The sequence below is a fragment of the Capnocytophaga sp. FDAARGOS_737 genome (assembly GCF_009730375.1).
Lineage (GTDB): Bacteria > Bacteroidota > Bacteroidia > Flavobacteriales > Flavobacteriaceae > Capnocytophaga > Capnocytophaga leadbetteri.
This window is the reverse complement of the sequence record NZ_CP046316.1, coordinates 2,079,947-2,099,580: the sequence shown is the minus strand read 5'-3', so window position 1 is coordinate 2,099,580 and position 19,634 is coordinate 2,079,947. Positions and strand designations below refer to the sequence as shown.

At 40.8% G+C, this 19,634-nt stretch carries 16 protein-coding genes; 12 read left to right on the top strand and 4 right to left on the bottom strand.

The annotated features are described in order from the left end of the window. The first annotated feature begins 50 nt into the window (after positions 1-50). From glgP to uvrC, 3 genes are all read left to right on the top strand, one after another. A complete protein-coding gene (glgP, locus tag FOC45_RS09260; RefSeq protein ID WP_009390518.1) occupies positions 51-4,292 on the top strand; it encodes an alpha-glucan family phosphorylase in 4,242 nt (1,413 codons plus the stop codon). 152 nt (positions 4,293-4,444) lie between these two features. Beyond that, the gene (locus FOC45_RS09255) at positions 4,445-5,809 is read left to right on the top strand and encodes an OmpA family protein (protein ID WP_009390516.1); all 1,365 of its coding nucleotides are present in this window, start codon (positions 4,445-4,447) and stop codon (positions 5,807-5,809) included. Between the two features lie 96 nt (positions 5,810-5,905). Next, entirely contained in the window at positions 5,906-7,687 is a 1,782-nt protein-coding gene (uvrC, locus tag FOC45_RS09250; RefSeq protein WP_009390513.1) for an excinuclease ABC subunit UvrC, read from the top strand. On the opposite strand, the gene FOC45_RS09245 is transcribed toward uvrC, so the two are convergent. Together FOC45_RS09245 and FOC45_RS09240 are read right to left on the bottom strand one after the other, a co-directional pair. Next, positions 7,684-8,178, bottom strand: coding sequence for a dihydrofolate reductase (locus FOC45_RS09245; RefSeq protein ID WP_009390512.1), 495 nt, complete (start codon positions 8,176-8,178; stop codon positions 7,684-7,686). The genes uvrC and FOC45_RS09245 overlap by 4 nt on opposite strands. Further along, positions 8,175-8,582 (bottom strand): 2TM domain-containing protein, encoded by a 408-nt coding sequence (locus tag FOC45_RS09240; protein ID WP_009390510.1) that lies wholly within the window; start codon positions 8,580-8,582, stop codon positions 8,175-8,177. Before FOC45_RS09240 ends, FOC45_RS09245 begins: the two co-directional genes overlap by 4 nt. 92 nt (positions 8,583-8,674) lie before the next feature. Here FOC45_RS09240 and FOC45_RS09235 point away from each other — a divergent pair, with 92 nt between their 5' ends. The 6 genes from FOC45_RS09235 to FOC45_RS09210 all read left to right on the top strand — a co-directional run bounded on the left by FOC45_RS09235 (position 8,675) and on the right by FOC45_RS09210 (position 14,077). After that, a complete protein-coding gene (locus FOC45_RS09235) occupies positions 8,675-9,994 on the top strand; it encodes a hypothetical protein (RefSeq protein ID WP_034539687.1) in 1,320 nt (439 codons plus the stop codon). A gap of 12 nt (positions 9,995-10,006) precedes the next feature. Next, the gene (locus FOC45_RS09230; RefSeq protein WP_009390508.1) at positions 10,007-10,948 is read left to right on the top strand and encodes an SIMPL domain-containing protein; all 942 of its coding nucleotides are present in this window, start codon (positions 10,007-10,009) and stop codon (positions 10,946-10,948) included. Between the two features lie 30 nt (positions 10,949-10,978). Beyond that, on the top strand, positions 10,979-11,923 hold the full coding sequence (locus tag FOC45_RS09225; protein WP_009390505.1) for a hypothetical protein: 945 nt from the start codon (positions 10,979-10,981) through the stop codon (positions 11,921-11,923). A gap of 7 nt (positions 11,924-11,930) precedes the next feature. Then, positions 11,931-12,404, top strand: a complete 474-nt coding sequence (locus FOC45_RS09220) for a hypothetical protein (protein ID WP_009390502.1) — start codon at positions 11,931-11,933, stop codon at positions 12,402-12,404. Between the two features lie 67 nt (positions 12,405-12,471). Continuing rightward, positions 12,472-13,083, top strand: coding sequence for a DUF6088 family protein (locus tag FOC45_RS09215; protein WP_009390500.1), 612 nt, complete (start codon positions 12,472-12,474; stop codon positions 13,081-13,083). Beyond that, complete coding sequence (locus tag FOC45_RS09210; protein ID WP_009390499.1) at positions 13,070-14,077, top strand: nucleotidyl transferase AbiEii/AbiGii toxin family protein; 1,008 nt, start codon at positions 13,070-13,072, stop codon at positions 14,075-14,077. The genes FOC45_RS09215 and FOC45_RS09210 overlap by 14 nt, the downstream gene beginning before the upstream one ends. Before the next feature lie 67 nt (positions 14,078-14,144). Here the strand turns inward: FOC45_RS09210 and FOC45_RS09205 are convergent, their stop codons facing one another. After that, on the bottom strand, positions 14,145-15,719 hold the full coding sequence (locus tag FOC45_RS09205) for a Na+/H+ antiporter (RefSeq protein ID WP_009390495.1): 1,575 nt from the start codon (positions 15,717-15,719) through the stop codon (positions 14,145-14,147). Between the two features lie 97 nt (positions 15,720-15,816). On the opposite strand from FOC45_RS09205, the gene FOC45_RS09200 reads away from it, so the two are divergent. Then, the gene (locus FOC45_RS09200) at positions 15,817-16,452 is read left to right on the top strand and encodes an NAD(P)H-binding protein (RefSeq protein WP_009390493.1); all 636 of its coding nucleotides are present in this window, start codon (positions 15,817-15,819) and stop codon (positions 16,450-16,452) included. A gap of 123 nt (positions 16,453-16,575) precedes the next feature. Here FOC45_RS09200 and FOC45_RS09195 read toward each other — a convergent pair whose 3' ends face one another. Next, a complete protein-coding gene (locus tag FOC45_RS09195) occupies positions 16,576-18,012 on the bottom strand; it encodes an ATP-dependent RecD-like DNA helicase (RefSeq protein WP_009390492.1) in 1,437 nt (478 codons plus the stop codon). A gap of 127 nt (positions 18,013-18,139) precedes the next feature. On the opposite strand from FOC45_RS09195, the gene FOC45_RS09190 reads away from it, so the two are divergent. Together FOC45_RS09190 and FOC45_RS09185 are read left to right on the top strand one after the other, a co-directional pair. Then, positions 18,140-18,805, top strand: coding sequence for a hypothetical protein (locus FOC45_RS09190; protein WP_009390490.1), 666 nt, complete (start codon positions 18,140-18,142; stop codon positions 18,803-18,805). Beyond that, entirely contained in the window at positions 18,780-19,622 is an 843-nt protein-coding gene (locus FOC45_RS09185) for a DUF3822 family protein (protein ID WP_009390487.1), read from the top strand. Before FOC45_RS09190 ends, FOC45_RS09185 begins: the two co-directional genes overlap by 26 nt. Positions 19,623-19,634: the final 12 nt, after the last annotated feature.

Here is a 19,634-nt window from a genome sequence, read left to right as displayed (position 1 = left end):
CAATTATTATCCTACCACTGAGAAACTAACGTAATAAACGGTAATATAATATGAGCATCACAAAGAAACTAAATCCTGACTATGTATTTGAAACCAGTTGGGAAGTTTGTAATAAAGTGGGGGGCATTCATACAGTCATTGCCACCAAAGCAGCCAGCATTGTAAAGCAATTCAGGAGTAAATATATACTTATAGGTCCTGATATTTGGCAGCATAATGAAAACAAGGAATTTGTAGAAAATCCTGAACTTTTTAAATCTTGGCGAGCTAAAGCCGCTTCTGAAGGCTTGAGAGTACGTGTGGGGAATTGGAAAATAGAAGGTAACCCTATCGTTATACTTGTAGATTTCTCTCACTATGTTAGCAGCAAAAATGATGTGCTGCGTTTTTATTGGGACACCTATCACTTAGACTCTTTCAATAGCCCTTGGGACTATGTAGAGTCGGTGCTTTTCGGTTATGCCGTAGGGAAGGTAATTGAGAGCTTTACCAAGTTTAACACCGCTTCGCGCGAAAATGTAATTTGCCATTTCCATGAGTGGATGACAGGTAGCGGTCTGCTATATATAGAAGAGAGAATGCCTAAGATAGGTTCGGTATTTACTACCCACGCTACTGTAGTAGGGCGTGCTATTGCTGGTAACGGACTGCCGCTCTACAATACAATGAAGGACTACAATCCTGAAGAAATGGCATACAAATTCGGTGTGCAACACAAACATTTCCTCGAAAAAGAAACCGCCAAAGTAGCTGACTGTTTTACTACCGTTAGTGAAATCACTGCACAAGAAGCGTTACACTTCTTAGCGCGCCAAACCGACATCATCACTCCTAACGGTTTTGAAGATAAGATTATACCTGCTGAAAAAACTTTTGCTAAAAAACGCTCTGACGCGAGAAAAACGCTGATAAACGTAGCACAAGCACTTACCAATCAGCCTATTAGCGAAGATACTAAAATAGTAGCTATCAGCGGAAGATATGAGTTTCGCAACAAAGGTATCGATGCCTTTATCGATGCACTCGGGGCACTAAACCGAAATGCTAAAAACAAGAAAGAATTAGTAGCTTATATACTAATCCCTACAGCCCACGATGCTCCTAATCAGGGCTTGCTAAACAACCTAAAAAATCCCAAACAATCGGCTGATAATGAGCAGAAACACCTCACCCACATCTTGCCTGATGTGTACCACGATGTAATAATGAAGCGCATTTATGAGCAAGAGCTTTTCAACCGCAAAGAAGACAAGGTGAAGGTTATTTTCTGTCCGAGCTATCTTAATGGTAACGACGGTGTGTTTAACCTTAGCTATTACGACCTACTCATAGGGCTTGACGGCACTGCATTCCCATCGTACTACGAGCCTTGGGGCTATACACCACTTGAAAGTTTAGCGTTTAAAGTGCCTACCATTACCACTACTTTGGCAGGATTTGGCAAGTGGGTGAATGATTTTTACCCTGAAAAACAAAAAGCTATAGAAGTAGTAACGCGCACTGATAGCAACTATGGCGATGTAGTAGCTTCTATAGTGAAAAACTTTGTTACCCTATTAGATAGTAAAGAAGAAGACCTAAAAGCCCGCCGCGATACTGCTGCAAAAGTATCGGAGATAGCTTTGTGGAAGAATTTAGTGAAGTATTATATTAAATGTTACGAATTGACCTTGGAACATATAGAAGATAGAGTAGAAAAACTGCCACCTGTAGAAACAGAAGGAGTGGCCTATTTAGAAAAATCAAAAGTAGTAACGCCCCCTAATTGGCGCAGTGTAATTATACACCGTGCTATACCCGAAGCCCTTCAACCATTAGAAGAGTTATCTAAAAACCTATGGTGGTGCTGGAATGATGAGGCTTACGAAGTGTTTAAATACGTAGACAAAGAAAAATGGATAGAGGTACGCAAAAACCCTATTGCACTGTTAGACAGTATCTCGCTAAAACGCTATAAAGAGTTAGAGCAAGACAATGTGTTTATGCGCAATCTATCAAAAGTATATGCTGATTTCCAAGCCTATATGGCTAAAAAAGCTGAAATGATTTCGCCATCAGTTTCTTACTTCAGTATGGAATACGGCTTGCACTCATCGCTTAAAATTTATTCAGGCGGTTTGGGTATTTTGGCTGGTGACTATCTGAAAGAAGCGAGTGATAAGGCTACCAAAATAACAGGGGTGGGACTTTTATACCGCTATGGTTATTTCACCCAAAAACTATCATCAGCAGGTAACCAAGAAGCTGATTATGAGGCACAAGACTTTTCGAAAATACCAGTAAGCCCCGTAACTGACGAAACAGGCAAATGGGTAATCGTATCAATAGACCTACCAGGTCGTACTCTTTACGCCCGCGTATGGCGTGTAGATGTAGGGCGCATAGAGCTCTATCTACTTGATACCGACTTTGAAAACAACCGCGAAGACGACCGCTCAATCACTCACCACTTATATGGTGGCGACTGGGAAAATCGTCTGAAACAAGAGATGTTACTCGGTTTAGGAGGTATTAAGATGTTGCGCAAACTCGGTATAGACAGCGATATTTACCACTGCAACGAAGGGCACGCAGCCTTTATAGGTCTTGAGCGCCTAAGCGAGTATATTCAGAATGACAATCTTGCTTTCTCAGAAGCGTTAGAGGTAGTACGTGCCTCATCGCTCTTTACTACTCACACCCCAGTACCTGCAGGTCACGATGCTTTTGAAGAAGGTCTGTTGCACGCTTATTTAGCAAAATACGCTGATAAGCTACACGTTAACTGGGAGCAAATCTTAGCCCTTGGTAAGATAAGGTTAGAAGATCCGTATGAGAAATTCTCGATGAGTAACTTGGCGGCTAACCTATCGCAAGAGGTGAATGGTGTGAGCTGGCTACACGGCGAGGTGAGCAAGGATATACTTAAAGACCTATGGCCTGGCTATATGCCTGAAGAGCTACACATTAGCTACGTGACTAACGGGGTACACCAACCTACTTGGACGGCAGGGCTGTGGAAAGAAGTAGAAAACGAAGTATTTGGCAAGGACTACAAAACTCACCACTATGACCCTAAGAGTTTTGAAGGTATCTATAAGGTGTCTGACCAACGTGTGTGGGAAATAAAAACCGCTTTGCGTTCAAAACTATTGCGCCGCGTAGAACAAAAATTGCGTTTAGAAAAGAATACACCTTATTTCTCACCACGCCAATTGGTAGAAATTAAAGAAAACCTACGCGAAGATATCTTAACTATAGGTTTTGCAAGACGTTTTGCTACCTACAAACGCGCCCACTTGCTCTTTACTAATATAGAGCGTTTAGACCGCATCGTGAACAATCCTGACCGCCCTGTACAGTTTATCTTTGCAGGTAAAGCACACCCTGCCGATAAAGCGGGGCAAGATTTGATAAAAAATATCGTGGAAATCTCTAAGCTACCGCAATTCTTAGGCAAAATCATCTTCATACCTAACTACGATATGGAGTTGGCACGCCATATGGTACAAGGGGTAGACGTATGGATGAACACCCCTACACGACCTTTAGAAGCCTCTGGAACCAGTGGCGAAAAGGCAGCGATGAACGGTACTATGCACTTTAGCGTGTTAGATGGTTGGTGGGTAGAAGGCTATCGCGAAGATGCCGGCTGGGCACTGCCAATGGAGCGCGCTTACGAAAATCAACAGTATCAAGACGAGATGGACGCTGAAATGATTTACAACATCATTGAAGACGAAATTGCGCCTATATTCTACGATAAGAACAAAGATGGCATATCATCTCGTTGGTGTGCCCTTATCAAGAATACGATAGCCAAAGTAGCGGTAAACTTTACCACTACACGTATGCTTACCGACTACGAAAACCAATATTATTTCCCAATGACTGAGCGCGTTACTAAGCTAAAAGATAATCGTTTCAATCTAGCGATACAGCTTTCTGATTGGAAACGCCGCGTAACTCAAGAATGGGATAATATAAAAGTAGTTGACTTTAAAGTGCCTAACCGCAATGAGCAAATCATCTCGATAGGTAAGACTTACAAAGGAGAGATAACCTTAGACGTTTCAGAACTCGACCCTAAAGATGTAGGGGTAGAGGTAGTAGTAGCAGAACAGAAAGATGAAAAGATAAAAGTATTATCAACATCAGAGTTCAATTTGGTGTCTCACGAGGGCAGCAGGGCTACTTATCAGATAGAAATAGCATCAGAATACCCAGGAGCATTGCATCTTGCGATACGCATTTTCCCTAAAAATGAGCACTTGCCACATCGTCAAGACTTTGCTTTAGTAAAATGGTTATAATGTTAAATTATTGATTGTTAGTATTTTATGAGTATTGTTTTCTTATGGAATGTTAAATTTCACAAAAAAAATGCTTGTAAAATACTAACATATTAAAATAATACTTATATTTGCAGCAAATTTTTAAATAGTAATCAAATTCATTTTTAAGTATGAAGAAAATCAAAGTAACTTTATTTGCTTTAGCTGCTGCTTTCTCAGTAGGGGCTCAAGCACAAGATGAAAACAATCCTTGGCAAATAGGATTTGGAGTAAACTCCGTTGATATCCGTACTCCTAAAGATTTTGGGGATGTATTAAAAGACTGGGCAGGACCAAGCGATTTGAACATTCTTCCTGCAGTATCGCGTCTTTCAGTAGGTAGATACATCGGAAAGGGCTTTTCTGCAGAACTTTCAGGGTCTCTAAACAAAATTGAGAAAGGTTATGGTTATAACAAAGACCTTGATAACAAAGTAGATCAGTCATTCTGGGCTGTAAACTTAGCAGCTCAATACCACTTGAACACTTTGTGGAGTGGTGCAAGATGGTTTGACCCATACGCTCAAGTAGGGGGAGGTTATGCAGCTATCGACAACGAAGGTAAATTCCGTACTTTAGTAGGTGCTGGTGCTAACTTCTGGTTTACTGATAATATCGGTCTTAACCTACAAACTGCTTATCACCCAACAATGAAGTCTGAGTCAACAGAAAACTATTTCCAACACGCTTTGGGAATCACTATCAAATTTGGTAAACAAGACCGCGATAACGATGGTGTAGCTGATAAAGACGATAAATGTCCAGATGTAGCTGGTAAACCAGAACTTAACGGATGTCCAGATGCTGACGGTGACGGAATTACTGATGCTGAAGACTCTTGCCCAGATGTGTTCGGTCTTAAAGAATTCAACGGTTGCCCTGATACAGATGGTGACGGTATCGCTGATAAAGACGATGAGTGCCCTGAAGTAGCTGGTAAACCAGAACTTAAAGGTTGCCCAGATGCTGATAACGATGGTATCGCTGATAAAGACGATAAATGCCCACAACAAGCAGGTCCTAAAGAAAATAACGGTTGCCCTTGGCCAGATAGAGATGGTGATGGTGTACTTGACAAAGATGACGAATGTCCAGAAGAAGCTGGGCCAGCTTCTAACAAAGGTTGTCCTGAAGTGACTCAAGAAGTACAAACTCAATTGAATAGCTTTGCAAAAACTATCCTATTTGATGTTGGTAAATCTACTATCCGTCCTGAGTCTGCTACTGTATTGAATAATATCGTTAACGTATTGAATAAATACAAAAACTCTAAATTCTCAGTAGAAGGTTATACCGATACCTCTGGTAACAAGGATAAAAATCAAAGACTTTCTGAAGATAGAGCTTACTCAGTTAAGGCTTACTTAGTAGACAAAGGTATTAATCCTGCTCGTCTTTCTGCTAAAGGTTTCGGCCCTGAAAAACCTATCGCTTCTAACAAAACTAAGAAAGGTAGAGAACTTAATCGCCGCGTTGAAATCAACTTGGTAAAATAATTTGTATCAATCTTTTTACTCCAATAAAATAAAAGACGCTGCTAATGGCAGCGTCTTTTTTAATTATTAATTATTCATTAAATTGTAAGCTGTTAATTGTCTATTGAATTACAACTCCAGACCCTACCAACCTCCCCCGGTATTTATCAGTTCTACGATGATACCGATATACTTATCTATGTAGGTAAGGCTATCAATCTAAAAAAAAGAGTATCGTCATACTTTCAGAAGACACACGACAATGCCAAGACTCGAGTATTGGTAAAGAAAATAGTGCGCATAGAACACATAGTAGTAGCTACTGAAAGCGATGCGTTGCTATTAGAGAATAACCTTATTAAGAAATATCAACCTCGCTATAATGTGTTGCTTAAAGACGATAAGAGCTACCCGTGGATATGTGTGAAGAAAGAACGATTTCCGAGAGTGTTTTCCACTCGCCGAATTGTTAAAGATGGTTCTCTCTATTTTGGTCCTTATACGAGTATGAAAACCGTTCACACTCTTTTAGATTTGATAAAAGAGCTCTTTCCATTGCGCAACTGTACTTACGACTTATCTCCTCAAAATATTGCCAATCACAAGTTTAAGGTATGCTTAGAATACCATTTAAAAAACTGTAAAGGGCCTTGCGAAGGGCTACAGACAGAAGAGGACTACAATAACAATATTCAGCAGATAGTAGAGATACTCAAAGGAAATTTTAAAGAAGCCCTTACCCGATTTAAAGAAGAGATGAATGTGTTGGCTACAGAGATGCGCTTTGAAGAAGCACACCTTATCAAGCAAAAGATTACTTCTCTTGAAAACTATCAGGCAAAATCGACTATAGTCAGCAGTAAGATTAGCAATGTAGATGTGTTTTCTATTGTTTCAGATGAAGAATATGGCTATGTGAACTTTTTGCAGGTAGCATATGGGGCTATCGTGAGGGCTCATACCCTCGAAATTAAGAAAAAGTTAGAGGAGACGGATAGAGAGTTATTAGAATATGCTATTATAGACATCAGAGAGCGCTTTTATTCTACTTCTAAAGAGATTATTACGCCTTTTGAAGTAACCCTTTCAGAAGGACTGCAGCTTACTATCCCCAAAGCAGGTGAGAAAAAACAGCTATTAGAGCTATCGGTGCGCAATGCTAAACACTTCAGACAAGAACGCTTCAAACAAGAGAAAATAGTAGACCCAGAGCGCCATACCAATCGTATTCTTACCCAAATGCAGCGCGACCTGCACCTATCAGTGCCACCGGTGCATATAGAGTGTTTTGACAACTCTAATATACAAGGTACCAATCCGGTTTCGGCTTGTGTAGTATTCAAAAATGCTAAGCCGAGTAAGAAAGATTACCGTCATTTCAATGTAAAAACAGTAGAAGGACCTAATGACTTTGCTTCTATGGAAGAGGCTGTCTATCGCCGTTATAGGCGTTTGCTTGATGAAGGGCAGTCTCTGCCGCAGCTCATCATCATTGATGGGGGCAAAGGGCAACTATCATCAGCTCTCAAAGCCCTTGAACAGTTAGAATTAAGGGGTAAAATAGCGATTATCGGTATTGCTAAACGATTAGAAGAAATCTACTTCCCAGAAGATAGTGTACCGCTGTATTTAGACAAGCGGTCAGAAACACTGCGCGTAATTCAGCAGCTACGCGATGAGGCGCACCGCTTTGGTATTACTTTTCACCGCCAAAAACGCAGCAAATCGGCTATAGTGTCAGAATTAGACAGTATAGAGGGAATAGGAGAAAAGACGCAAAAACTACTGCTACAGCACTTTAAGTCAGTGAAGCGCATACAAGAAGCCTCATTAGAAGATCTCACCAAAGTAATAGGTCACAGAGCCAAAAAAGTATACGAACACTTCTCTAATGGCTAATTATCAACTTTAATGTATCGTTCAAAAGTGAAGGGGTATAGGTGCTTTTCGTCAGCAGCTACGTGTTCCTTACTTACTAAAGTAAAGTGGGTAGGAGGAATAGGAGGAAAGAAGACGTCAGCTTCAGCAAAAGTGTGATGTACGCGGGTCAGCTCGATAGCATCAGCCAAGGGGAGGGCTTGTGCGTAGATTTCGCCCCCCCCAATGATATAAGGGCAAGGGTCTATTAGCAAAGCCTCGCGGATAGCTTCCTGTAGAGAGCCTACTATTATTACCCCCTCGGGGGTGTAATCTCTTTGGCGGGTGATAACTATGTGGGTGCGTTGGGGCAGCAGCTTCGGGAAAGTCTCGAAAGTCTTGCGCCCCATAATAATACAATGCCCCGTAGTAAGGTTTTTGAAATGTTTGAAGTCTTTAGGCAAATGCCATAGTAGGTTGCTGCCCTTGCCGATAGCATTGTCATCAGCGGCAGCAGCTATTAGGGTAATCATACGGTGCGGGTGTTAGAAGTGTCGGCAGCGTCTAATTCTTTTTTAGCTTGCTCTTTCTGCAATTCAAATTCTCTTTCTACAGCTGCTTCCATTTTTATAAGTTTCTTCTGTTGGGCAGCAATAAGCTGTTCGCGTTGTTTCTCTTGCCATTTTTTTCCTAGAAAACGATTGAAGACAAACACATTCATAGCGTGCCACAACCATAAAAAAAGCCAGATAAGAGAGAGCCACAAGTACCAGTTGTACTCCACTCCGTAATCTAAGATTTTATTAGCAACAAAAAAGAAAACGCATCCTAATACAAACACGAAAAAGTGAATGTATAAGAGGCGTTTTTGTTTTAGGTAAGTTTCAGCATTTTTAAACAATTCGTATTGTTCGGGTGTCAATTGAGTATTAGACATTTGTGTTAATTTTAAAATTTGCCGCAAAAATAAAAAAAATATATTATCTTTGCAAATACGAAACACTAAATGTAAAAAAAACAGAGAGACAGATGATTATACAGATACATTCTCAGAATCCGCAGCTATTAGACGTGCTAAACAAAAATCCAGAAACTGACTTTGGTATCTATGCCAAAGCCTTGCGCAATGGTCAGTTAGTGGGCAATGCGGTAAGCGCTCATCAGTATGATGTGGTTTTTCAGGATACCCGTTATAGCTATCTGCCCGAGGAAAGCAACCAAATTGACTTTCAGAGCTACTGTTCTCCCTTAGTGATATTGCACTGCTGCAATGAGTTTTTCAAAGACCAATTGCAAGAGAAAGAAGCCTATTTTCAGCAATCAATAAAATGGTTAGGGCAGCCGCGCAAAGAGGTAGATACAATGCCCTGCACTATAGAGGTTAAAAATCTGTATATCAATTCGTCTTGGTATAAAAATGGTGAATTCTTATTGGCTCGTTACTTCAAAAATTGCCATATCACTCCCCTTATTGGCAACAATGTAGCCCTTAAGGTCGAGGGTAAGACTATTTTTGAAGCTATTAACCTACTCAGTTTTATAGCTGTGATTACCCATATCACTAATGAGTACGGCGAATACACTTATATAGACGACTCATTTGCGCAGAAATACGCTCGTATCCTCACTAATATAGACGATGTGCCGTATTTTGTATTCTACTTATTTATTAAGCGTGCTGTGAAGAGCGAACGCCAATTAAGTGAGATAAAAGGGGCGTTTGAAGCCTATTTCAGCACTAAAGGGCTTAATATCGACTTCCAGTTTACCGATACTCACGGCAGCCGTATGGCGTTTGTTATTAATGAATTTGGTTTTGAAACCCCTGTATTAGATATTGGTTGTGGCGAACTCAAATATTACCGCCGCTTTATGCGCAAGAATTACAACTATAAGCAGCCGTATTTTGCTACAGATATAGACCCTGAGGTAGCGGCATACGTTCAAACGCTTAGAGAGAAGATGGAGGCTGATAACCTCGTATTCCTAAAGAGCTTAGACGATTTTGCCTATACTAAACCGGTGAATATACTGCTGACGGAGGTAATAGAACACAATACCCCCGAAGAGGCGAAAGCCTTAGTAACGCGCTGCTTGCAAATACCTTTCCACAAAATGATTATCACCACCCCTGATAGCCGCTTCAATGTACATTACTTTGAAGACCCCGACAGCGCTTTGCGGCATTCAGACCACCATTTTGAGTGGGACGATACCCAATTCAGGGCTTTCATCAGCGAAGTAACAGCTGCCTTTCCGCAATACCAAGTGCGCTACGAAGGGATAGGCGACCGTATAAACGGCGTATGCCCAACTCAAGCCGCTGTAATAGAAAATGTCAAATCATAAAACCCCTATATTATGCTTAAATCTCTTTTTTTAACCGCTGCCGTAGTGTGCTCTTCTTTTGCCTTTTCTCAAGCCTCAGGCAATGTAAATTATAAAGACAGAAGCCGTAATAGCTGGAATAATGATGATACTACTATTGATTTTCCTCTTAATTACGAAATGGTAGTAACAGCCAAAGGTTTGGCGAATGTAAAAGCCGATGCCTTTGTGGCTATTTTTAGTGTAGTGCAAGTAGGCAAAACTGCTGAAGAAGCTACGCAACTGATGAACCAGCGCCTTTCGTCTGCTCTATCGGCTCTTAAAGCTAAAAACTTTGAAACTTTTGTAGATATGATTTCGTTCGTGCCTATGTACGAATACGAAACTGAGAAAAAAGTGTTTAGCAAGCGTACTTACAACGAACTGCCCGTAGGCTTCGAACTCAAACAAAATCTTCATATCAAAATAAAAGAAGCTTCTCAGCTGAATGAACTCATCATCTTGCTCTCTAACAGCGAGATTTACGATTTGGTGCGAATGGATTACTACGCCAGCAATCTTGAGGCGGTAAAAAAAGAACTGATGACCAAAGTAAAAGCTGCTTTTACCGAAAAACAAAAGCTTTATGAAACCACCCTTGGCGAGAGCTTTGCCACTGCTGAAAAGAAAATAACCGATGGCTTTGCACAGACATCACCCTCTCAGCAATACAAGAGCTACGAAGCCTATAACAGCGCTTCATTGCAAGGCAAACGCGCAGGCAATATACTGCAAGCTAATAAATCTACAACGCAGTACTACCAGCCTATCGCTGATAAAGATTTTGATGTAGTGCTTAACCCTATCATCGTAGAGCCTGTTATACAACTCATTTACGAGATGAAGATGAGTATCAATCGTACTGAAAAAAACAAGAACAAAGAAGTGATGTTCTTAACACCTGCCGGCGAACTTAAAAAAATAAATCTTCCTTAAAATATTAAAGTAAAAACGTATTAAATAGTTATGAAAAACAGCTTAAAACTCCTTTGTTTGTTCCTCCTATTGCTTTGCGTAGGGTGTGCTTCTCCTAAGAAAATTATAGCCCCTGAGGATTATTGCGTTCCTCCCGCATATACCATAACTTCGGATAAAGAAGCGCCTATCGAAATAGATGCTGAAGAATTTGCATTGAATAAGACGCTTTTTAAAGGAAAGTTATCTGACAGAAACATTCTTATCGCATACGCTTCTCATATTGATAAACCTTTGTTGGCACTAATAGCCTTAGACGACAACCCTTCTAGTGAAGCCCAACAAAAGCGCAACACGCTGCAATTAGAAATCCATAGTAAGATTACAGCTATTTTCTCGCAGATGAATGCCGTAACTGCAGAATTAGATTGCGAAGAAGAACGGATAGACCAAATAGCGACTACCATTAGCAACCTCAATGATAAAAATATCAGCAGGCTTACGGTTGCTTCCATTCTTATTGGGGCTGCCGTTTCGGTAGCAGGAGCTTATATAGCAGACGATGGCTGGGATAAAGGTATTGCTGCAGGAGGAGGTGTGATCGGCGCAGGACTGAGTTTCCTCACCCTTAATCCAAAAGGGAAAAAGGTAATGCTAAAACACCCGCGCAACTTGTTGCGCTGCTTTATGACCGAAAAGAATAATGGCGAGTTTCCTCCTTTTGTGTGGTATATGATTAACGAACACCGCTTTACCAATTCAGGAGAAGGTTCTATTTTGCAGCATATGCAGCAAAGGTGGGTAAAGAATCTTTTTGATAATGACAAAGAAAAGGCTCTAAAAGCAGTGCTTTTCAGCGATGGGGGTATCTATTATGCAGGCGATTTGCATACCCGTGCCGAGATGTTCGACCAAATGCAGTCGGTAATACATTCACTCCATCAAAATATAGACTTTTTTATACAAGAAGTTAATATACTGATGCTAAAAAAATAACAGCTTGATGAGAAAACTTTTTTTACTTCTATTGATAGGGGCTACACTTCCTGCTGTAGCCCAAACTTCTAAAGAGCTTCTATTCGTAATAGACGCTAGTTACCTCAAACAAGGGTCTACCTATGGGCAATTAGGCTTGCATTTCAATTGCTATGATAGCTATAATATAGCACTATCAGCGGGTATTGCTGGTAACTTCCGCTCAGAGAACAAACAACTTATCGCTATCCCCGAAGCACAACTCTCGGCTTGGATAAGAGCAGATAATGAGCGTGGAGGCTTTGTTGATATTCCAGTCTTATTATTGCGCCCCCAGCTCAATTTTTCGCCTTACTACTTCGCCCCTGAAGCGGGTATACAAATCCTCATACTCTATGTAAAAGCAGGTTACGCTTTCCCTTGGGGCAAAACAAATGATAACTACCCTTTTCAGACGGGAAAATTCCGTTTTTCAGTAGGAATAAGTATACCGATAAAATAAAAGAAAGAAAAACTTGTTTTGTCGCAAAAAAAGTGTATTTTTGCGACAAAACAATAGCTTATATAGTATGGAAAGTACTGATGATAAAATACTTAGAAAGTTGTCAAAATGCGGAAGGGGAAATATATTTTTTCCTACTGATTTTGTCTCCTTAGCAGAAATGAAAACCATACTCAAATCATTAGAACGGCTTACCCATATAGGCAAGCTCATTCGTATAGCTCGTGGTATTTATTATTATCCTAAGTACGATAAAACTTTAGGCTTAGGGCTGCTTTATCCTTCTTATGAGCAGATTGCTCAAAGTATTGCCAAGCGTGATAAAACTCGTATTGCTCCTGCAGGTGCCTATGCGATGAATATACTGGGGCTAACCACACAAGTACCAATGAATATAGTGTTTATGACCGATGGTACTGCTCGCAAAATTCAGCTGTTTGACGGACGTCAGCTCAGCTTTAAACACACCACCCCTAAAAACCTTTCTTTTCAGAATAAAACAGCCCAACTAATAGTTTTTGCCTTGAAAGAGATAGGAACACCACATATTACACAAGAACATATTGAAGCCTTAAAAAAAGTACTCTTGAATATTCCAGAAAGTAAAATATCTGTAGATTATAAACTGATGCCCTCTTGGATAAGAACCCTTATAAAGCAACTATATGAATTACTTTAACCTCACACCAGAACAACAGAAAACGGTGATTACCCAAACCGCTGCACGTGTAGGACTCCCTATGCAAGCTGTAGAAAAAGATTTATGGGTAACAACTCTTTTACAGCTTTTATTTACATTGCCTTTTGCAAGCCAACTTCTTTTCAAAGGAGGTACTTCTCTTAGTAAATCTTATGGGTTAATTCATCGTTTTTCAGAGGATATAGATTTGGTCATTGACCGCAACTATTTTGGTTATAAGGGAGATTTGACGAAGAAACAAATCAAACAACTTAGGAAACAATCATCTTTGTTTGTTGAAAAAGACTTTACTATAGCACTCAAACAAGCTATAGAAAATTTCGGATTACAGAAGTATTGTACTATTGTAGCGCAACCTAATGGAGAAGGCGACAGCACCTATCCTGAACCCAGAAAAATAGAAGTCTTTTACCAATCATTATTTGCTAATATAGGCTATTTACAGCCAAAGGTAGTTTTAGAAGTGGGTACTCGTTCGCTTTTTGAACCTACAGAGCCTACACAAGTTAAGAGCTTAATAACCTCTACTTTTCAACAAATTGAAACAGATATAGTTTCTGTAATTATTACAACAGCCTCTCCTGCTAAGACTTTTTTAGAAAAAGCCTTTCTATTACACGAATTATTTACTACTCACAAAGGAGATAAGGCAGAGAGAAAATCACGACACTTGTATGATTTAGAGAAAATGATGGACGAACTTTTTGCGATAGAAGCTATCAGTAACAATGAATTGTGGGAGACTATTACGCACCATAGAAAACTCTTTACTAGTGTTTTAGGAGTAGATTATACGCCTGATATACGAAAAAGAATACAATTAATACCTCCCTCTAATGTAGTAGCTATATGGGAAAAAGACTATCGAGAAATGCAGGATTCAATGATATATGGAAATTCATTGCCTTTTAATACACTTTTAGAGAGAATACATATTTTACAGAATAGATTTCATAATATAGCAAACTTATGACCCTACAACAGCACTTTGCTAAAGATATTCCACTACGAAACATCTATCTTATTCGCCCCCTATAATATTAATTAACTTCCCATTTTTCTTCTTCTAAGTTCAACTGTCGGTGGAAATTGCGTATTTGCTCCTCATCAATACGTGGGTTCTTATTCAGTTGGTGCAATATTTCCCGCTGATGATGCAAAATAGCAATGTATTTCTTTCGCTCTTCAGGAGTAGTATTGCTCTTCGACAAATCGAGTTGGTATTGCCATATATCTTTCTGATTCTGTAATAGAAGACTATCGTTTATTCCTTCTTTGTAATGCTTTTGCATATAATCTAAAGCCGCTTGCGCTAATGATTTACGAATAAGACTTTCGGCTTCAGCTTCAGGAATATGGTCTTCATAATCAGGGAATTTAGCCCATCGGATAAGCGCTGGCAAACTAAGTCCTTGTGCCAGTAGGGTTGCCAATATCACTATAAAAGTAATGTAGAGAATCAGGCTGCGATGCGGAAAAGGCTCACCGTTCTCTAAAGTTAGAGGAATAGAAAGGGCTACCGCTAGTGAAAGCACCCCGCGCATTCCTGCCCAACCAAGTACCAAAGGTAACCGAAAGCCAAGGTTCCGCCTGTCGGCTACTGTGATAAAGTGTTTCATTACTTGAGTAATGAGTAAAGCCCCGTATGACGATAGCAGTCGTACCCCTACTACTACCCCTGTGATGAGCAACCCATAATTTGTAGCTGTAGCAAGACTCATACCTTCGGCTTCTATACTCTCGAGTACATCAGGCAAAGCAAGACCTATCAGCATAAAGGCAAGACCATTGAGTACAAAGCCTAAAATATCCCATACCGCTACCGCTTTGTTGTATGTAGAGGCAGCAAGAATACTAGTAATGTGGAACGACATATACATACCCCCAGCCACTACTGCCAACACTCCCGACACTCCCATTTCGTTAGCTACAATATACATTATATAAGGAGCAATAAAGGTAAGGATAATATCCATATTAGCATCGGTAGGGAAAAATTTGTTTAGCTTGCGCATCACCCACGCTACTGCCAAGCCTATAAGCGTTCCGCCAATAACTACCCAAAGGAAATTTAGCGCTATATCCGTCCATACCAGCTGACCGGTAGTTACTACCAAAGCCGCAAACCTAAACACAATCAGGGATGAAGCATCGTTCAGCAAACTTTCACTTTCTATGATGGTTGAAATGCGTTTGGGTACCTTTACAAACTTCATTATCGTTGAAGCACTCACCGCATCGGTAGAGCCTATCACGCCCCCTAAAAGAAATCCTAAAGCCAATGAAAACCCAGGGAATACCATATTGGCTACCCACGCCACCGCAGCAGCCGTAATAAAAACTACAATAAAGGCAAAGCTAAAGATAATGCGGCGCCACTTCCACATCTCTTTCAGTGATAGCGAAAAAACATCGGCATACAGAAGAGGCGGTAAGAAAATGATGAGTACCAAATCAGGATTCAGTGTAATGGTTGGGACATTGGGAATAAAGCTAATTGCCAATCCTCCTAACACCAAAAGAATAGGGTACGCTACCTTGAGCCGGTTTGCAAACATTATCAGTAGCATAATAGCCACCATCAAAAGTAATAAGTAAGGGAAATATTGTACCATAGTTTATAAGTTATGAGGCGGCAAAAATAGTAAAAAATACTTTTTAATCATAATTGATGACTATTTTTTATATCTTTGCACTAATAAATCAATTATTATGAAAGCACTTATCATCGGCGCTACGGGCGCTACCGGAAAAGATTTATTGTCGCAACTTTTAGCTGACGACACTTATGCTGAAGTACATTGCTTTGTGCGTAAACCCTTAGCCCTCACCCACCCCAAGCTACACGCTCACGTGGTTGATTTTGATACCCCTGAGGCGTGGGCAGATTTGCTGCACGGCGATGTGGCTTTTTCTTGCTTGGGAACTACCTTAGCCGTGGCAGGTAGCAAAGATGCTCAATGGCGGGTGGATTATGACTATCAGTACGCTTTTGCTGAGCATTGCAAGAATAACGGAGTACCTACCTTCGTATTGGTGTCGGCAGCTGGAGCTAAGGCGCAATCTAAACTGTTCTACAACCGTATGAAAGGGGCTTTAGAAGAGGCAGTTAAAAAACTTAACTTTCCGCGCTTGCTTATCTTTCAACCCTCTATACTCATTCGCTCTAACAACGATAGGGGAGGGGAAAATTCTACTGTGAAAGCAATTAATTTCCTTAATAAATTAGGATTATTTAGACGTTATCGCCCTATGCCTACGGCTGTCTTAGCCGCAAGAATGCAGCACGAGGTAGGTGTGGCAACTAAGGGCATACATACTTTTACCCTCGATAAAATATTTTTCTGATTTTAGGGCGATTAGTAGATGATTGTACTTCGGTAAATTTCTGCTTTTCCTATAGTCTTCCTATATCCTTTCTATATCGTTTGTATAGGGTAGGTGGCTTTAGAAAAAAAATCTATGAAAAGGCTAATCGGATGAGGTGTCTATAAAATCATCATCGCTAAAACCTACTAAATAAGCCTTGCGTTTAGCGCGGGTCAGCGCAGTGTAAAGCCAGCGGTAATAACTCTCATCAATTACATAATCAGGGGGGAGGTAAGGTTTTTCTATAAAGACAATATCCCATTGCCCCCCCTGACTTTTATGGCAGGTTAGAGCATAGGCAAACTTCACCTGTAAAGCGTTGTAATAAGGGTTTTGCTTCAGTTGCTGGTACTGCTGATGGGTAGAGGGAGCCTCGGCGTATTCGCTTAGCACCTCCTCATACAGCGATTGGCTTTGGGCAGGACTAAGGGCAGCCGAGTCAGAAGTGAGGGTGTCGAGCAGGACAACCGTATCAAAAGGCGGTTGGTCGGGGTAGTCGATGAGCTGAGCGGTAATCTCGGCAAAACGAAATCCGTAGTTTTCGTAAAAACCGAGTATCTCTACTACCTCTATAGTGTCGCCGTTGGCAATAAAACTGATTTTAGGGTTGTCTTTGCACCAAAAATAATTGTTTTTAACTACCATTAGCAGGTCGCCAACCTCTATTTCGTCTTCAGCCTCTAGGATAACGCGTCGCACTTGTTGATTCCAATCCACAGCGCGCTTATTAGCGCGCACTATAATAGTCGTTTCATCAGAACCATAATTATCATAAGCCTCGATAAGGGCTTCTTGTATTTCCTCGCCATTGTAGAGGCGTATAAGGTCAGCCGATTTGCCTATTCTAAATTGAAAATAAGGCTGAGAGGTGTTGCCGAAAATGGTTTTGCGTAGGGCAGTAGCATTGCGCAAAATGCCCGAGCGGCGGCGTTGGCGCACCACATCGGTTAGCTGTGTGCTGACCACTTCCTTTTGGTATTGGTATTCTAAATGGGCAATATTCAGGGCGGGACTACCGTGGGTGTGTACGGGAGGTAGCTGGGCAGCATCGCCTATAAGCAGCAGCTTGCAGTCCGTGCCTGAATAAACGAAGCGCATCAGGTCGTCTAATAGCGAACGACTGCCGAATACCCCCTCATTATCGGCTATCATAGAAGCCTCATCAACAATAAAGAGCGTGCGCTGCGCCTTATTAGGGCGTAGGGTAAAAGCCAGTTCGCCCCCTTCGGTGCGGTGGTAGTAGATGTACTTGTGAATGGTAAAAGCGGGCTGGCGGGTGAAGAAGGTCATCACTTTGGCAGCTCTACCGGTGGGAGCGAGCAGCACAGAGTGGTGCGAAATGAGTGGCAAAGCAGCGATGAGGGCGTTAGTAATAGAAGTTTTTCCGGTGCCGGCAAAACCTTTCAGCAGGAAGAGTTTTTCGGCAGCCTTAGGGTCGAATAAGTATGAGCTAAAAAGCTGTAAAGCAGTGTGTTGCGAGGGTGTTGGCGTGTGCGAAAACGCTTGCAAAAGCGCTTGAAAAAAGGTGTTTTCGGTCATAGAAAAATAGAGTTTCGAGAGCAAAGTTATAAAAAAAAGTTAAAATAATTTTTTAGTTTGAAAAAAAGATTGTAGTTTTGCGCAATACCAGTCAAAAAGATGTATTATTAATTATAGTATTAAAACGATGAAAAAAATTGTAACTATTGCATTTTGGGCATTAGGTTTAGTATTTTGCTACCTAATTTATAGGTCAGTTACAGGACCTATTGAGTTTAACAAAGTAAAAACCGAGCGTTATACTGAGGTGATTAAAAAGCTGAAAGATATCCGTGCGGCACAAGACGCTTACCTACGCATCAACGGTAAGTACGCCGACAATTTCGACCAGCTAACTAACTTTATCGAAAACGCTCAGTTTACTATTACTTCGCAACGCGATACCAGTTGGACAGCTTTTGATAAGACGTTCAATATCGAGGTAATGCGCCAAGGGGTTCGCATCGATACTTTGGGCTATGTGAAAGTGAAAGACTCTTTGTTTAAAGATTCTGACCGCTACAAAACTTTGCGCTACGTACCTAAGTTTACTAAAGACGAAGCACCTCTTTTGTTCACTATGAAAACAGGTGAAATAAAAGACAAAAACAACGTTGTGTCTTCTGTTTTTGAAGTGTACGTATCTAAAAGAGATGTCCTAAAAGGGCTTGACAAGGACTTAGTAGACAAAGAAGTAGTGAAAAACTCAGTAGATGATGTGAAAGGCGAAAATATAAAAGTCGGCTCTCTCGAAGAAATCACTGTTAATGGTAACTGGCCAACTTCTTATGACGCAAAAATTGCAAAACAATAATGAATTAAACAGCTACTTTAAGGAATTGTCCATTCAAATAAACTTGGATGGACTTTCTTTTTGTGTCTTTAATCCGGTGCTGAATTATGTAGAGGCTATTTACAATTTCCCGATGAACTTCAGCTACAAAACACCTCAAGAAATAGAGCGACAGATACACGAGGTAATAGAGGGCGAGACCGATTTGCGGCAGGACTTCGATAATATAAGGGTACTGCATAACTCGCCTAACTTTGCCCTAATTCCGCAGCCGCTCTGTGGCAGAAAAGAGGAGATGATAGAGTATTTGAAGTACAGCATAGATGTAACCGATGTGCCAGCGCGTGCGGTAGAGATAGACAAAATCCCTTCGATAGAAACGGTCAATGCCTATCTGCCTAATGCAATGGTCAATAACGCTTTGCTGTCGTATTACGGGCGCTTCGACTATCAGCATTTTGCTACCTCGTTGCTCAAGATGTTTCTAAAGCACTACGCCTCGCACGACTATGAGATGATGTATATCTATGCCGAAGTGGGGTCGTTTTACTTTGTGACTTTCAAAGGTAGGCGGTTGCATTACTTCAATCGATTTAGTTACGAAACGATTGAAGATTTCTTATACTACATACTTTTCTCAATAGAACAATTAGATATTAATACTGAACAAGTGGCGCTCTACATTACGGGCGAGTTAGACCCTACGGCGCTGTTTTACAGCAAAGTGCGTAGGTATGTCAAGTATATTTACCTGCTGAAGTACCACAAAGAGCATTACATAGCAGGAATGGACGAAGAGCTTATCAGGCGTAACTTTGTGCTGACCCAATCATTTTAAACCTTTTTCTTA

Excerpts from the sequence above, each read along its gene's own strand:
- glgP (WP_009390518.1), top strand. The coding sequence starts at position 51 with ATGAGCATCACAAAGAAACTAAATCCTGACTATGTATTTGAAACCAGT.
- FOC45_RS09255 (WP_009390516.1), top strand. The coding sequence starts at position 4,445 with ATGAAGAAAATCAAAGTAACTTTATTTGCTTTAGCTGCTGCTTTCTCA.
- FOC45_RS09245 (WP_009390512.1), bottom strand. The coding sequence starts at position 8,178 with ATGATTACCCTAATAGCTGCTGCCGCTGATGACAATGCTATCGGCAAG.
- FOC45_RS09240 (WP_009390510.1), bottom strand. The coding sequence starts at position 8,582 with ATGTCTAATACTCAATTGACACCCGAACAATACGAATTGTTTAAAAAT.
- FOC45_RS09235 (WP_034539687.1), top strand. The coding sequence starts at position 8,675 with ATGATTATACAGATACATTCTCAGAATCCGCAGCTATTAGACGTGCTA.
- FOC45_RS09230 (WP_009390508.1), top strand. The coding sequence starts at position 10,007 with ATGCTTAAATCTCTTTTTTTAACCGCTGCCGTAGTGTGCTCTTCTTTT.
- FOC45_RS09225 (WP_009390505.1), top strand. The coding sequence starts at position 10,979 with ATGAAAAACAGCTTAAAACTCCTTTGTTTGTTCCTCCTATTGCTTTGC.
- FOC45_RS09220 (WP_009390502.1), top strand. The coding sequence starts at position 11,931 with ATGAGAAAACTTTTTTTACTTCTATTGATAGGGGCTACACTTCCTGCT.
- FOC45_RS09215 (WP_009390500.1), top strand. The coding sequence starts at position 12,472 with ATGGAAAGTACTGATGATAAAATACTTAGAAAGTTGTCAAAATGCGGA.
- FOC45_RS09210 (WP_009390499.1), top strand. The coding sequence starts at position 13,070 with ATGAATTACTTTAACCTCACACCAGAACAACAGAAAACGGTGATTACC.
- FOC45_RS09205 (WP_009390495.1), bottom strand. The coding sequence starts at position 15,719 with ATGGTACAATATTTCCCTTACTTATTACTTTTGATGGTGGCTATTATG.
- FOC45_RS09200 (WP_009390493.1), top strand. The coding sequence starts at position 15,817 with ATGAAAGCACTTATCATCGGCGCTACGGGCGCTACCGGAAAAGATTTA.
- FOC45_RS09195 (WP_009390492.1), bottom strand. The coding sequence starts at position 18,012 with ATGACCGAAAACACCTTTTTTCAAGCGCTTTTGCAAGCGTTTTCGCAC.
- FOC45_RS09190 (WP_009390490.1), top strand. The coding sequence starts at position 18,140 with ATGAAAAAAATTGTAACTATTGCATTTTGGGCATTAGGTTTAGTATTT.
- FOC45_RS09185 (WP_009390487.1), top strand. The coding sequence starts at position 18,780 with ATGACGCAAAAATTGCAAAACAATAATGAATTAAACAGCTACTTTAAG.